This is a genomic window from Hyphomicrobiales bacterium, from assembly GCA_016710435.1.
In the GTDB taxonomy this organism is placed as follows: domain Bacteria; phylum Pseudomonadota; class Alphaproteobacteria; order Rhizobiales; family Aestuariivirgaceae; genus Aestuariivirga.
In genome coordinates this window covers 3,336,848-3,349,560 of the sequence record JADJVV010000001.1, presented here as the reverse complement: position 1 = coordinate 3,349,560, position 12,713 = coordinate 3,336,848, and the positions used below count along the sequence as shown (strand labels likewise).

The 12,713-nt window shown below is 63.5% G+C and carries 13 protein-coding genes and 1 pseudogene; 9 read left to right on the top strand and 5 right to left on the bottom strand.

What is annotated here, in order from left to right:
* Positions 1 to 34: 34 nt before the first annotated feature.
* Complete coding sequence (locus tag IPM06_16385) at positions 35 to 352, bottom strand: hypothetical protein (GenBank protein MBK8771988.1); 318 nt, start codon at positions 350 to 352, stop codon at positions 35 to 37.
* 76 nt (positions 353 to 428) lie between these two features.
* Positions 429 to 863 (bottom strand): DUF4864 domain-containing protein, encoded by a 435-nt coding sequence (locus IPM06_16380; GenBank protein ID MBK8771987.1) that lies wholly within the window; start codon positions 861 to 863, stop codon positions 429 to 431.
* A gap of 238 nt (positions 864 to 1,101) precedes the next feature.
* On the opposite strand from IPM06_16380, the gene IPM06_16375 reads away from it, so the two are divergent.
* The 8 genes and pseudogenes from IPM06_16375 (at position 1,102) to IPM06_16340 (ending at position 9,626) form a co-directional block, all read left to right on the top strand.
* Positions 1,102 to 1,566 (top strand): (2Fe-2S)-binding protein, encoded by a 465-nt coding sequence (locus tag IPM06_16375; protein ID MBK8771986.1) that lies wholly within the window; start codon positions 1,102 to 1,104, stop codon positions 1,564 to 1,566.
* A gap of 14 nt (positions 1,567 to 1,580) precedes the next feature.
* Positions 1,581 to 3,944 carry a xanthine dehydrogenase family protein molybdopterin-binding subunit gene (locus IPM06_16370; GenBank protein MBK8771985.1) on the top strand — a complete coding sequence of 788 codons (2,364 nt, stop codon included), beginning with the start codon at positions 1,581 to 1,583 and terminating at the stop codon, positions 3,942 to 3,944.
* Positions 3,945 to 3,961: 17 nt separating this feature from the next.
* The gene (locus IPM06_16365) at positions 3,962 to 4,756 is read left to right on the top strand and encodes a xanthine dehydrogenase family protein subunit M (GenBank protein MBK8771984.1); all 795 of its coding nucleotides are present in this window, start codon (positions 3,962 to 3,964) and stop codon (positions 4,754 to 4,756) included.
* A 111-nt stretch (positions 4,757 to 4,867) separates the two neighbouring features.
* The gene (locus IPM06_16360; protein MBK8771983.1) at positions 4,868 to 5,794 is read left to right on the top strand and encodes a MoxR family ATPase; all 927 of its coding nucleotides are present in this window, start codon (positions 4,868 to 4,870) and stop codon (positions 5,792 to 5,794) included.
* 7 nt (positions 5,795 to 5,801) lie between these two features.
* Complete coding sequence (locus tag IPM06_16355; GenBank protein MBK8771982.1) at positions 5,802 to 7,040, top strand: VWA domain-containing protein; 1,239 nt, start codon at positions 5,802 to 5,804, stop codon at positions 7,038 to 7,040.
* 1 nt (position 7,041) lies between these two features.
* The gene (locus tag IPM06_16350; protein MBK8771981.1) at positions 7,042 to 7,350 is read left to right on the top strand and encodes an XdhC family protein; all 309 of its coding nucleotides are present in this window, start codon (positions 7,042 to 7,044) and stop codon (positions 7,348 to 7,350) included.
* Positions 7,347 to 8,025, top strand: a pseudogene (locus IPM06_16345) (XdhC family protein). Before IPM06_16350 ends, IPM06_16345 begins: the two are co-directional and overlap by 4 nt.
* Positions 8,022 to 9,626, top strand: a complete 1,605-nt coding sequence (locus IPM06_16340) for a molybdopterin-binding/glycosyltransferase family 2 protein (protein ID MBK8771980.1) — start codon at positions 8,022 to 8,024, stop codon at positions 9,624 to 9,626. The pseudogene IPM06_16345 and the gene IPM06_16340 overlap by 4 nt, the downstream one beginning before the upstream one ends.
* Before the next feature lie 18 nt (positions 9,627 to 9,644).
* Here the strand turns inward: IPM06_16340 and radC are convergent, their stop codons facing one another.
* The 3 genes from radC to sfsA are packed head-to-tail and all read right to left on the bottom strand — an operon-like array spanning position 9,645 to position 11,866.
* Positions 9,645 to 10,349 carry a DNA repair protein RadC gene (gene radC / locus IPM06_16335; protein MBK8771979.1) on the bottom strand — a complete coding sequence of 235 codons (705 nt, stop codon included), beginning with the start codon at positions 10,347 to 10,349 and terminating at the stop codon, positions 9,645 to 9,647.
* Between the two features lie 3 nt (positions 10,350 to 10,352).
* On the bottom strand, positions 10,353 to 11,159 hold the full coding sequence (gene map / locus IPM06_16330; GenBank protein MBK8771978.1) for a type I methionyl aminopeptidase: 807 nt from the start codon (positions 11,157 to 11,159) through the stop codon (positions 10,353 to 10,355).
* Complete coding sequence (gene sfsA / locus IPM06_16325; GenBank protein ID MBK8771977.1) at positions 11,156 to 11,866, bottom strand: DNA/RNA nuclease SfsA; 711 nt, start codon at positions 11,864 to 11,866, stop codon at positions 11,156 to 11,158. The genes map and sfsA overlap by 4 nt, the downstream gene beginning before the upstream one ends.
* A 57-nt stretch (positions 11,867 to 11,923) precedes the next feature.
* On the opposite strand from sfsA, the gene IPM06_16320 reads away from it, so the two are divergent.
* Entirely contained in the window at positions 11,924 to 12,691 is a 768-nt protein-coding gene (locus tag IPM06_16320) for a competence/damage-inducible protein A (protein MBK8771976.1), read from the top strand.
* Positions 12,692 to 12,713 lie beyond the last annotated feature (22 nt).

Genomic DNA, 12,713 nt, shown 5'->3' with positions numbered 1-12,713 from the left:
GGCCACGTGTGGCCCTGCCCGCAGATCACGCGGATTACGGGTTGGTCGTGCCCGTCGTGTTCTTGTCCTTGTCGTTGGCCGTCTCGAGCTTGCGCTCAAGGTTCGTGCCGCCGAGCAACTTGTTCACGTTGGTCATGCGAACGGTGCACTCTTCCATGTTGCTGGACTTCATGGCGGCGCTGGCGAGGTCCCATTCCTTTGCCCCTTCTTCCTGCGATGCCTTGCTGTCGAGCTTGCCGACGTCCACCTTCATGGCGTCGAGGTCGGCCTGGTTGCACTGCCAGTCGACAGCGAATGCAGGCGCGGTGAAGGCAAGGCTCATTGCGGCCAATGCGATGGCAATCTTGGTCATGTCTTGAACTCCTGGTTGGGGATTGGATACGCGGATGTAACCCCATCGCGTCCGATTGGTTCCTGCAATTGCCCGATCACACTTCCGTGCCAGGCAGCACCCTGATGGAACACCCGGCGATCTTCCAGGTTCCATCGGGCTGCTGCTGCAAGGTGTAGAGCGCCTCGTAGGTCTTGCCGTCGGTGCCCTTGAGGATCACGGTCTGCGTGGGCCGTCCCGTGGCATCGCTTGCGTCGGCGCCGAAGCGGTAGCCATTGTTGCGATAGACCGGACTGTAGCCGCTGCGGACCATCGCCATGAAAGAGTCGAGCGTGGGGAAGGCAAGTTGCACCACCGGCGCGGCATAGGAATAGGCTTCGGCGTCGCGGTCGGCGGCGAAGGCCTGCAACTGGCTGGTGATCAGGCCGGTGATGGCCTGCTTGTCGTCCGTTCCCAGCGAATCAGAGCGGGAGGGCGCGGCGGCAACGAGGAGGGCGATGACGAGCATCAGCGGACGGGCCCAGAGCAGCATGGGGGTTTTCCTTTCCGGTGTGATTCAGTTTGACACGGACGTTATACGAAAGAGTCCTCTCAGAGGTTTCGTGTGCGGTGCAGCACAAAAAAAGTCGCTTTCTGATGGAACGAAACCGGGGCGAGCGCTTGACGGCCCACAACTTCAATGTTGATCATCGCGCCCGGCACAACGTGTCCGGCGTTGCGGCTTGGGGCAGTCTTGAACCCGCACGGACGGACAATGGGAGGAATTCAAAATGCCAACAGTTTCCATGACAGTGAATGGAAAGGCCGTGAAAGGTGAGGTCGAGGGACGCACGCTTCTGGTCGAGTTCATTCGCGAACATCTCGGACTCACGGGCACCCATGTCGGGTGCGATACCAGTCAGTGCGGCGCTTGCGTGGTGCATGTGGACGGCAAGGCGGTGAAGAGCTGCACCACATTGGCTGCAGCCTGCGACGGCGTCGCCGTTACCACCATCGAAGGCCTGGCCAAGGACGGCAAACTGCATCCGATGCAGGAAGCCTTCCGCGAACACCACGGCCTGCAGTGCGGCTTCTGCACGCCGGGCATGGTCATGTCCGCCATCGACCTCGTGAAGCGCGAGGGCAAGAAGCTGGATGAAGATACGATCCGCCATGGCCTCGATGGCAACATCTGCCGCTGCACCGGTTATCACAACATCGTCAAGGCCGTGCAGGCCGGCGCCGAGAACATGTAAGGGAGAACGCTGTCATGACCGGAACCGGAGTTGGCGCTTCAGTGAAGCGCAAGGAAGACCAGCGGTATCTCACGGGCAAGGGCCAGTATACCGACGACATCAACATGAAGGCGCAGAGCTACGCCTATTTCGTGCGCAGCCCCCACGCCCATGCCACCATCAAGTCGATCAACACGAAGAAAGCCGCGGCCATGCCCGGCGTGCTCGGCGTGTTCACTGGCGAACACGTGAAGGAAGACAAGATCGGCGGCCTCATCTGCGGCTGGGCGATCACCTCGAAGGATGGTTCCGCCATGAAGGCGGGCCCCCATCCCATCCTCGCGGACGGCAAGGTGCGTTACGTGGGCGACCACGTGGCCGTGGTCGTTGCCGAGACGAAAGAGCAGGCCAAGGCGGCCGCGGCTCTCGTTGACGTGAAATACGCCGTGCTGCCGCACAACGTGGACGCCGGCAAGGCGATGGCCGGCAAGGCGCAGGTCCACGACGTTGCCGCTGACAACCGCGTCTACAACTGGTCGATCGGTGATGAAGGCAACACTGCCGCGGCCTTCAAGAACGCCGCGCACATCACCACGCTCGACATCGTCAACAACCGCCTCATTCCCAACGCCATGGAGCCGCGCGCCGCGATTGGTTCCTATGACACGGGATCGGAGGCCTACACACTCTACACCACGAGCCAGAACCCGCATGTGGCACGCCTCGTCATTTCGGCGTTCCACGGCCTTTGCCCGGAGCACAAGCTGCGCGTGATCGCACCGGACGTGGGCGGCGGCTTCGGCTCCAAGATCTTCATCTATGCGGAAGAAGTGGTTTGCGTCTGGGTGTCGAAGCGCGTGGGTGGCCGCCCGGTGAAGTGGACGGCTGAACGCACCGAGAGCTTCCTTGCCGACGCGCATGGCCGCGACCATGTGACCAAGGCAGAGCTTGCAATGGACTCGTCCGGCAAGATCACGGGCCTTCGCGTGCATACCATCGCGTCGATGGGTGCCTATCTCTCCACCTTCTCCAGCTGCGTGCCGACCTATCTCTACGCCACGCTGCTTTCCGGCCAATACAACATCCCGAGCATCTATGCGGAAGTCGACGCGGTCTACACCAACACCGCGCCGGTGGATGCCTATCGCGGAGCAGGGCGTCCGGAGGCGACCTATGTCGTCGAACGGCTCGTTGAAACGGCAGCGCGCGAACTGAAGATGGACCCGGCCGAATTCCGCCGGAAGAACTTCGTCACGCAGTTCCCGCACCAGACGCCGGTGATCATGTGCTACGACGCGGGCGACTATGATGCCTCGCTGCGCAAGGCACAGGAAATGGCCGACGTGAAGGGCTTCGCAGCCCGCAAGGCGGCCTCGGCCAAGAATGGCAAGCTGCGCGGCCTCGGCTATTCCGCCTACATCGAAGCCTGCGGCATCGCCCCTTCGGCGGCCATCGGTTCGCTGGGTGCCGGTGTCGGCCTTTGGGAATCGGCGGAAGTCCGCGTCAACCCGGTCGGTACGGTCGAAATCCTCACCGGATCGCACAGCCACGGCCAGGGACACGAAACGACCTTCGCGCAGCTGGTCTCCGACCGTCTGGGCGTTGACATCAACAGCGTCTCGGTCGTGCATGGCGACACCGACAAGGTGCAATTCGGCATGGGCACCTATGGCTCCCGTTCGGGTGCGGTGGGCATGCATGCGATCTCCAAGGCCCTCGACAAGATCGAGGCCAAGGCCAAGAAGGTCGCGGCTGCCGTCATGGAGGCTTCCGTCGATGACGTGGAGTTCAAGGGCGGTTCCTTCGCCGTGAAGGGCACCGACAAGAAGATGGCGTTCGGCGAGGTGGCACTTGCGGCCTATGTGGCCCACAAGTTCAACTCCGCCGAAATCGAGCCCGGCCTCAAGGAAAGTGCGTTCCACGATCCGGCGAACTTCGTGTTCCCGGCCGGCGTGCACATCTGCGAAGTCGAAATCGATCCGGACACGGGCGTCACGGCCGTTGCCAACTACACGTGCGTCGATGACTTCGGCAACCTGATCAATCCCATGATCGTGGAAGGCCAGGTGCACGGTGGCATCGCGCAGGGCATCGGCCAGGCGCTGGCGGAGGCTTGCGTCTATGACGAGTCCTCGGGCCAGCTGCTGACGGGGTCCTACATGGACTACCGCATGCCGCGCGCGGCCGACGTGCCGACGTTCAACCTCGGCTTCACCTGCACGCCTTGCCCGACCAATCCCATGGGCATGAAGGGCTGCGGCGAGGCAGGTGCCATCGGTTCGCCGCCGGCGGTGATCAACGCCGTCACGGATGCCCTTGGCATTCGCGACATCGCCATGCCCGCCACGCCACAAGCAGTGTGGAATGCGGTGCAGGGTCTCAAGAAGGCTGCGGAATAAGGACGGGAAACAGAGACATGGAAAACTTCAACTATCACCGTCCCAGCAAGGTGGCAGACGCTGTCAAGCTGATGAAGAAGGCCAAAGACGGCAAGTTTCTCTCGGGAGGGCACACGCTTCTTCCGACGATGAAGCAGGGCCTGGCCGCCCCCACTGACATCATCGATCTTTCAGGCCTGAAGAACGCAGGCGTGAAGGTGGGTGCGAAGTCCGTGGTCATCCAGGCAGGCACCACACATGCCGCCGTTGCCTCCGACAAGGCGCTGAAGAAGGCCATTCCCGGCGTTGCGGCGCTGGCGGGGGGCATCGGCGACCCCCATGTGCGCCACCGCGGCACGATCGGCGGTTCCATCGCCAACAATGACCCGGCGGCGGATTATCCCGCGGCGTGCCTGGCGCTGGGTGCCACCATCCACACCAGCGCGCGGAAGATCCCGGCGGACAAGTTCTTCACCGGCATGTTCTCCACGGCCCTGAAGGATGATGAAGTCGTCACCGCGGTTGAATTCCCGCTCGTGGCCAAGTCCGGCTATGCCAAGTTTCCGAACCCGGCCTCGCTCTATGCGATGGTCGGCGTCTATGTGGCGCAGGGCAAGGACGGCAAGGCGCGGGTCGCCGTGACAGGTGCCGGCCCCGGCGTGTTCCGCCAGGCTGACATGGAGGCGGCGCTTTCGAAGTCGTTCAAGGCTGATGCACTGGCCGGAATCGCGGTGAAGCCGCGCGGCTTGAACAGCGACATGCACGGCTCCGCCGCGTACCGGGCCCACTTGATCTCTGTCATGGCCAAGCGCGCGCTGGCCGCGGCAAAGTAATTCGACCGACAGGAGCAACACCCGCTGACTCCGGTTGGCGGGTGTTTTTTGTTATATGCAGGCGACCGGAGTCCGGCGACGGACGTATCGGTGACAGGAGTCCGTGAACCGATGACGAAGCCCGTACCCGCAACCATCGACGACACCATCGATTTGTTGAAATCGCGTGACTATGTGGCGGGGCGTGATCTTGGCACGGTCGTTTTTCTCGCGCTGAAAATGGGGCGGCCCTTGTTCCTGGAAGGGGAGGCGGGGGTTGGCAAGACGGAGATTGCCAAGGTCCTGGCGGAAGGACTGGGCCGCAAGCTCATTCGCCTGCAATGCTATGAAGGGCTGGATGTGTCGTCCGCCGTCTACGAATGGAACTACCCTGCACAGATGATCGAAATCCGGCTGGCGGAGGCCTCGGGCGGGATCGACCGGGAGCGGCTGGGGTCGGATGTCTTTGCCGAGCGCTTCCTCATCAAGCGGCCGCTGCTGCAGGCACTCGAGTCGGGGGGTGGCGGCGCTCCGGTCCTGCTCATCGACGAACTGGACCGCACCGACGAGGCCTTCGAGGCCTTCCTGCTCGAAGTGCTGTCGGACTTCCAGGTCACCATTCCGGAGCTCGGCACGGTGAAGGCGCAGGAGCCGCCCATCGTCATCATCACCTCCAACCGCACGCGCGAAGTGCATGATGCCCTGAAGCGGCGCTGCCTCTATCACTGGGTCGGGTATCCGGATGCCCGCCGCGAGGTGGCGATCCTGCGGGCCAAGCGGCCCAAGGCCTCGGCGCAACTGGCGAAGGAAGTGGTGGGTTTCGTGCAGGCGCTGCGCAAGGGTGGCGATCTCTACAAGTCGCCTGGCGTTGCCGAAACCCTGGACTGGATTTCGGCCCTGCATGAACTGGATTGCGTGGCGCTCGACCCGCAAACGGTGAACGACACATTGGGTGTGTTGCTCAAATACCAGGACGACATCGCCCGGATGGAAGGTTCCGAAGCCAAGCGCATCCTCGATCAGGTGAAGGAAGAACTGCGGCTGATGGGTTCGGTGTGAGACAGGCATGTTTGTTGCCCCCGCCAACTCGAACCGCCAGCTGACTGGCAAACTCGCGGAGAACATCATGCATTTCGCGCGGGTGCTGCGCGAAGCCGGCATTCCGGTGGGGCCGGGGAGCGTGCTGGATGCGCTTGATGCCGCCATGGCGGGTCCGCTGCAGCGGCGCGAGGACTTCTACTGGATGCTGCATGCGGTGTTCGTGAAGCGTCGCGAACAGCGGGAGGTGTTCGACCAGGCCTTCCATGTGTTCTGGAAGAAGCCGAAGATGCTGCAGCAGCTCATGCAGCTCATGTACACGCAGATCGCCCGCAAGCCGCATGAGAACCGCAAGCAGGCGGGCTTCCGACGTTTGGCCGAAGCGATGTTCGACAAGGCGGAGATCACCAACCGGCAAGCGCCCAGGAAGGAAGAGCTGGAAGTCGAGGCGACGTTCACGTCCTCCGCCAATGAAATTCTGCGCGCCAAGGATTTCGAGCAGATGACAGTTGCCGAGCAGGCGCAGGCAAAGCAGGCCTTGCGCAAGATCAGGCTGACACGGATCGAAGTGCGCACGCGGCGCTTCAAGGCCTCGCATGCGGGACGGCGCATCGATATGCGGCGCACCCTGCGCGGGGCCATTCACGCCGGAGGACAGGTGGTCGATCTGGCGCGCAAGGAGCGGAAATGGCGCGAGCCGCCGCTCGTCATCCTCTGTGACATTTCAGGCTCGTGCTCCAACTACAGCCGCATGTTCCTGCATTTCCTGCACACGCTGATCAACGACCGCGACCGGGTGCAGGTGTTCCTTTTCGGCACGCGGCTCACCAACATCACGCGTGAACTGCGCCGCAAGGACATCGACGATGCCATGCTGAAGGTATCCGCCGCGGTGAAAGACTGGTCAGGCGGCACGCGCATCGGCACCGCTCTGCATGAGTTCAATTTCAAGTGGGGCCGCCGGGTGCTGGGTCAGGGTGCCCATGTGCTGCTGATGACGGACGGCCTGGACCGCGAGGACGTGGGCATGCTGAAGGAGGAGATGCAGCGCCTGCGCCGCGCCGCCAAGCGCATCGTCTGGCTCAACCCGCTGCTGCGCTATGATGGGTTCGAGGCGCGGGCCAGCGGCATTCGCACCATCATGCCATTCGTCGATGAATTCCGCCCGGTACACAGCCTGAACAGCCTGGCGGACCTGGCAGAGACGCTTGCGGATCCCCGCCGCGCCGCCCATGATCCGAAGCGTTGGATGAACGGGAAAGACTGACATGAATGCGCTTGAAACGGCAGGGGCCTGGCTGGCGGAAGGCCGCAAGGTGGCGATTGCCACGGTCATCGAAACCTGGGGTTCGGCGCCGCAACCGGTGGGCAGCCAGCTTGTGGTCGATGGCGATGGCAATTTCGAAGGCGCGGTGTCCGGCGGTTGCGTGGAAGGCGACGTGATCACCGCCGCGCAAGACGCCATTTCCACCGGCCAGCACAAGGTACTGAGCTACGGCGTCGCCGACGAAACAGCCTGGCAGGTGGGGCTCGCCTGCGGCGGCAAGATCCGGATTCTCGTGGAAGCCGTGAAATGACGCCGGACCTTCTCAGGCAGGTTCTCGAGGCCAAAGAGGCACGGCGACCTGTGGCCGTGGTGACGGACCTTGCCACGGGCGCACAGCGCATGGTGGCGCGGTCGGATGCAGGAGGGGATCCACTGGCCGGCATTCTCGATGCGGCCTTCCGCTTCGACAAGTCAGGCGTGGAACGCACCGAGGCAGGGCGAAGTTTTCGTCACCGTGCACAATCCGCCACTTCGTCTCGTCATCACGGGTGCGGTGCTTATTGCGCAGGCGCTGATCCCCATGGCCAAGGCCGCGGGCTATGACGTCTGGGTCGTCGATCCGCGCGGTGCCTTCGCCACGGGTGCGCGCTTCCCCGACATCCAACTGCATGCGCAATGGCCGGACGAAATCATTCCGCAGATCGGCCTTGATGCGCGCACCGCGTTCATGGCGCTCACCCATGATCCGAAGATTGATGATCCGGCGCTTGCGCTGGCGCTCACATCCGAGGTGTTCTACGTGGGTGCGCTGGGTTCGCGGAAGACGCAAGCGTCGCGCGTGGAACGCCTGAAGGCGCGCGGCCTGGGCGAGGCGGCCCTGGCCCGCATCCATGGGCCCATCGGCCTCAGCATCGGAGCCATGGGTGCTGCGGAAATCGCCATCTCCATCATGGCCGAGATGACCAAGTCGCTGAGGCTCGGATGATCTTCGGCGACACGCCCCTGGATGAGGCCGTGGGCGCCATCCTGGCCCATGGCGTGCGCCATGCGGATGGCATGTTCAAGAAGGGCCGCGTGCTGTCTCAGTCGGATGTTGCTGTTCTGAAGGCAGCGGGTCATCTCTCCGTCACCGCAGCGCGCCTCGGCGCGGACGATGTGCCGGAAGACGACGCGGCCCGGCAGATCGCATTGGCGCTCTGCGGTGAGGGCGCGAAGGCGCAAGAACCTTTCACGGGCCGGGCCAATCTCCATGCCGTGGTGAGCGGGCTTGTGGTATTCGACGAGGCGCGGCTCCGCGCCATCAATCATCTGCATGAAAGCCTCACCATTGCGACGCTGCCCAATCATGCGCGCGTAACGCCGCGTCAGATGGTGGCGACGGTGAAGGTTATTCCATTTGCCGTACCACGTCCGGTGCTGGTGAAGGCGCTCGCCATATTGTCGGGAGCGCCCGTGTTGCAGGTAAAGGCCTTTCAGCCGCACTACGCCGCGCTCATCCTCACCCGTTTGCCCCAGACAAAGGACAATCTCATCGGCAAGAGTGAGAGCGTGATGCGGGACAGGCTTGCGGCGATGGGCGCGGCGCTGGCTTCCACGGTTCTGGTTGATCACCACTCCGCTGAAGTGGCGCGGGAAATCGCACGCGCCGCTGGTGAGGGCCGCTCTCCCATTCTGGTGATGGGCGCCTCGGCCATCGTGGACCGGGGCGATGTCATTCCCGCTGGCGTCACGGAGGCTGGCGGTGAGGTGCTGCATCTTGGCATGCCGGTGGACCCCGGCAACCTGCTGATGCTTGCGCGGGTGGGCGACACGCCCGTGATTGGCGTTCCATCGTGCGCGCGTTCGCCGAAGGTGAACGGCTTCGACTGGGTGCTGGAGCGCGTGGTGGCGGGCCTCGCGGTCACGCCATCGGATGTCATGGACATGGGGGCCGGCGGGTTGCTTGCCGAAATTCCCTCGCGGCCCACACCGCGCGAAGGCAAGGGCCATATTCCCGAGGCGCCGAAGGTTACTGCGCTGGTGCTGGCGGCAGGGCTCTCGTCGCGCATGGGCGCCAACAAGTTGCTCGCGGATTATCATGGTGCGCCGCTGATCGCGGCGACATTGGCGCAGGTGGGTGCGGCGCAGGCTGATGATGTGATCGTGGTGCTGGGCCGGGACGCCGACGCCATCTCGCGGCTGCTGCCGCCGGGGGTGCGCGGCGTCTTCAACCCGGACTTTGCCGAAGGCCTCTCCACTTCCATCCGCGCAGGGATCGCCGCGGCGGGCAACAGCGATGCGGTGCTGATTTGCCTGGGGGACATGCCGCGGGTGCAGGCTTCCACGATCAACAAGATGATCGCAGCCTTCAATCCCACTGAACATCGCAGCATCATCGCGCCGACCTATCAGGGCCAGTTCGGCAACCCGGTGCTGTGGGGCCGGGAGCATTTCCCGCGGCTCATGGCGCTGAAGGGCGACAAGGGTGCACGCGCTTTGATCGGCGACCTGAAACCGGAGGCGGTCGAAATCGCGGTCGATGATCCCGGCGTGCTCATGGATGCGGATACGCCCGAGGCGCTGGACGCGTTGCGCAAGGGTGGATGAGGGGCGGCGGCCTTGCCCTCAGATCAACTGCAGCGAACGGAAGCTGACGTGGTCCTTCTTGCCGATGATGAGATGGTCATGCACGAGCACGCCGAGTTTCTCGCCGGCCTGAATGATCTTTTTCGTCATGTCGATGTCAGCCAGTGAGGGCGTCGGATCACCCGAGGGGTGGTTGTGCACCAGCACGATGGCCGTCGATGCCAGTTCCAGCGCACGCTTGATGACTTCGCGCGTGTAGACGGGCGTGTGGTCCACCGTACCCTGTTGCTGAACCTCATCGGCGATCAACTGGTTCTTCTTGTCGAGGAAAAGAATGCGGAACTGTTCGCGCGTCTCGAAGGCCATGGCGGCGCGGCAATAGTCGACGATGGCTTTCCATGACGCGAGGAGCGGACGGTGCATCACCTCACCTCGCGCGAGGCGGAGGGATGCGGCCTGGATCAGCTTCAGGTCCTGCGCCACGGCGGCGCCCACGCCTTCAACCTCCATCAGCCGTTCGGGCTCGGCGCCCAGAACCTCGGCAAATGTTCCAAAGCGGGCGATCAGGCCCTTGGCGATGGGCTTGGTGTTGCCACGGGCATTGGTGCGAAACAGCACGAGTTCAAGAAGTTCATAGTCGGGCAGGGCCGCCGCACCACCTGTGCGGAAACGTTCGCGCAGGCGCTCGCGGTGGCCGAGATGATCCGGCACTTCGCCCTGCGCCTCCCCGAAACCCTTCGCCATGGCTCAGAATTTATAAGGCGGGCAATGAAGCCCCTTGGGGGAGAGCGTGAAGATTTCGCATCCCGTCTCGGTGACGCCAATCGTATGCTCGAACTGGGCCGAGAGCGAGCGGTCACGCGTCACGGCGGTCCAGCCGTCTGAGAGCACCTTCACATGCGGCTTGCCGAGGTTGATCATCGGCTCAATCGTGAAGAACATGCCCGGCTTGAGCAGCACGCCCTCGCCGGGGCGGCCATAGTGCAGTACGTTGGGGTGGTCGTGGAATACCTGTCCAAGGCCGTGGCCGCAGAAGTCGCGCACCACGGAGCAGCGCTGCCCTTCGGCGTGGGACTGGATTGCATGTCCAACGTCGCCCAGGTGCGCGCCCGGCCGCACGGCGGTGATGCCGCGCATCAGGCACTCATAGGTGATCTCCACCAGCCGTTCGGCGGCGCGGGAGACGTTGCCGATGTTCACCATGCGGCTCGTGTCGCCATACCAGCCGTCGACGATCAGGGTGACGTCGATGTTGACGATGTCGCCCTCGATCAGCGGTTTGTCATTTGGCATGCCGTGGCAGACCACATGGTTGATGGAGGTGCAAAGCGCATATTTGTAGCCACGATAGCCAATGGTGGCGGGAATGGCGTTGTTGTCATGGGCGAACTCCACGCAAATCCGGTCCAGCGCCGCCGTGGTCACACCCGGCTTTGCTGCTTCGACGAGGATGTCGAGCAGTTGCGCCGTGAGATGACCCGCCTTGCGCATTTTTTCAAAATGCTCCGGCTTGTGGAGGCGGATGCGCGGTTGTTCTTCGGTGCGTGTATTCATGATGGATCGATGACCGGAACCTGTGCCTTGAGGCTGATGGAGTCAAGGCTCACATGGCAGGTGAAGGCCAGAGCTTCAACCCCTGCCTTTCGGGCGGCGCGGAAGGCATTGAAATAGATGGGATCAAGATCGGGCGTCAGGGCGAAGCGGTCGGGATTGGCGCACTGGATCACGTAGAGCATCACGGCCCGGTGGCCGGCGCGCACCATCTGAGACATTTCGGCGAGATGCTTCGTGCCGCGGGCGGTGGCGCAATCCGGGAACTCGGCGAGGCCGGACTGGCGGATCAGTGTTACGTTCTTGGCCTCGACATAGCAGGGCGCGCGACCTTCGCCCTCCAGCAGCAGGTCAATGCGGCTGTTGCTGCCGTAGCGCACCTCGCGGCGGAGCGAGGCGTAGCCGGCAAGTTCCGGAATGGCGCCCGCGGTGATGACTTCCTCCGCAATGCGGTTGGGGAGGCTTGTATCGATGCCGACGAGTCCGATGCCGGGCTTCTCGGCCAGGTGCCAGGTGTGGGCGTATTTTCGCGTGGGGCTGCTGGAGCGGGAGAGCCACACCTGCATGCCCGGCTCGTTCAGGCCCAGCATGGTGCCGGTGTTGGGGCAGGTGGCCGTCACGTGTTCACCCGTCGCCAGCCGTACATCGGCAAGGAAGCGCTTGTAGCGGCGCAACAGCGTGGCGGGAATGAGAGGCGTATTGAGCTTCATGTTTTGACAGCAATCATGCGTGGTGAGATATGTCCAGCCTATTCACGAGGTTTCCCGATGTCTGATGCCGCCCCCACCGCCGCTGTTCTGCTGATCGGCAATGAAGTGCTCTCGGGCCGCACCAAGGACAAGAACCTGGGCTTCATCGCGGATTACCTGACGGCACTGGGGATTGATCTGCTGGAGGCACGCGTGGTGGCGGATGACGAGGTGGCCATCGTGGAGGCGGTGAATGCCTTGCGGGCGCGCTACACCTACGTGTTCACAACCGGGGGCATTGGTCCCACCCATGACGACATCACGGCGGATTGCATCGCCAAGGCCTTCGGGGTGGGCATCTCGCACCATCCGGAAGCGGTGAATATCCTGGAGACCTTTTTCAAGGAGATCGGCCGCGAGGCGAACGAGGCCCGTATGCGCATGGCGCGTGTGCCCCATGGTGCGACGCTTATCATCAATCCTGTGTCGAAGGCGCCAGGCTTCCGCATGGAGAATGTGTTCGTGATGGCCGGCGTGCCCAAGGTGATGAACGCCATGATGGACGAAATCGCGCCCGCCCTTTCACGCGGTGCGCCGGTGCTCAGCCGCACCATCCGCTTCGAGGGCGGCGAAGGCGACGTCGCCAAGCCGCTGAAGGAGGTGCAGGACGCCTATCCGATGCTGTCGCTCGGCTCCTATCCGTTCGAAGGCGCAGGCGGCTTTGCCACGAACCTCGTCATCCGCGGCCGTGACGAAGCGGCACTCATGGCCGCCACCGAAGCGGTGAAAGCCGCCGCCGAGACGCTCTTCAAGGCTGGAAAGGCGCGGGGCTGGAGCGAGGCCTAACCCTCTCCCGGATTTTTCGAAC

Excerpts from the sequence above, each read along its gene's own strand:
- IPM06_16385 (MBK8771988.1), bottom strand. The coding sequence starts at position 352 with ATGACCAAGATTGCCATCGCATTGGCCGCAATGAGCCTTGCCTTCACC.
- IPM06_16380 (MBK8771987.1), bottom strand. The coding sequence starts at position 863 with ATGCTGCTCTGGGCCCGTCCGCTGATGCTCGTCATCGCCCTCCTCGTT.
- IPM06_16375 (MBK8771986.1), top strand. The coding sequence starts at position 1,102 with ATGCCAACAGTTTCCATGACAGTGAATGGAAAGGCCGTGAAAGGTGAG.
- IPM06_16370 (MBK8771985.1), top strand. The coding sequence starts at position 1,581 with ATGACCGGAACCGGAGTTGGCGCTTCAGTGAAGCGCAAGGAAGACCAG.
- IPM06_16365 (MBK8771984.1), top strand. The coding sequence starts at position 3,962 with ATGGAAAACTTCAACTATCACCGTCCCAGCAAGGTGGCAGACGCTGTC.
- IPM06_16360 (MBK8771983.1), top strand. The coding sequence starts at position 4,868 with ATGACGAAGCCCGTACCCGCAACCATCGACGACACCATCGATTTGTTG.
- IPM06_16355 (MBK8771982.1), top strand. The coding sequence starts at position 5,802 with ATGTTTGTTGCCCCCGCCAACTCGAACCGCCAGCTGACTGGCAAACTC.
- IPM06_16350 (MBK8771981.1), top strand. The coding sequence starts at position 7,042 with ATGAATGCGCTTGAAACGGCAGGGGCCTGGCTGGCGGAAGGCCGCAAG.
- IPM06_16340 (MBK8771980.1), top strand. The coding sequence starts at position 8,022 with ATGATCTTCGGCGACACGCCCCTGGATGAGGCCGTGGGCGCCATCCTG.
- radC (MBK8771979.1), bottom strand. The coding sequence starts at position 10,349 with ATGGCGAAGGGTTTCGGGGAGGCGCAGGGCGAAGTGCCGGATCATCTC.
- map (MBK8771978.1), bottom strand. The coding sequence starts at position 11,159 with ATGAATACACGCACCGAAGAACAACCGCGCATCCGCCTCCACAAGCCG.
- sfsA (MBK8771977.1), bottom strand. The coding sequence starts at position 11,866 with ATGAAGCTCAATACGCCTCTCATTCCCGCCACGCTGTTGCGCCGCTAC.
- IPM06_16320 (MBK8771976.1), top strand. The coding sequence starts at position 11,924 with ATGTCTGATGCCGCCCCCACCGCCGCTGTTCTGCTGATCGGCAATGAA.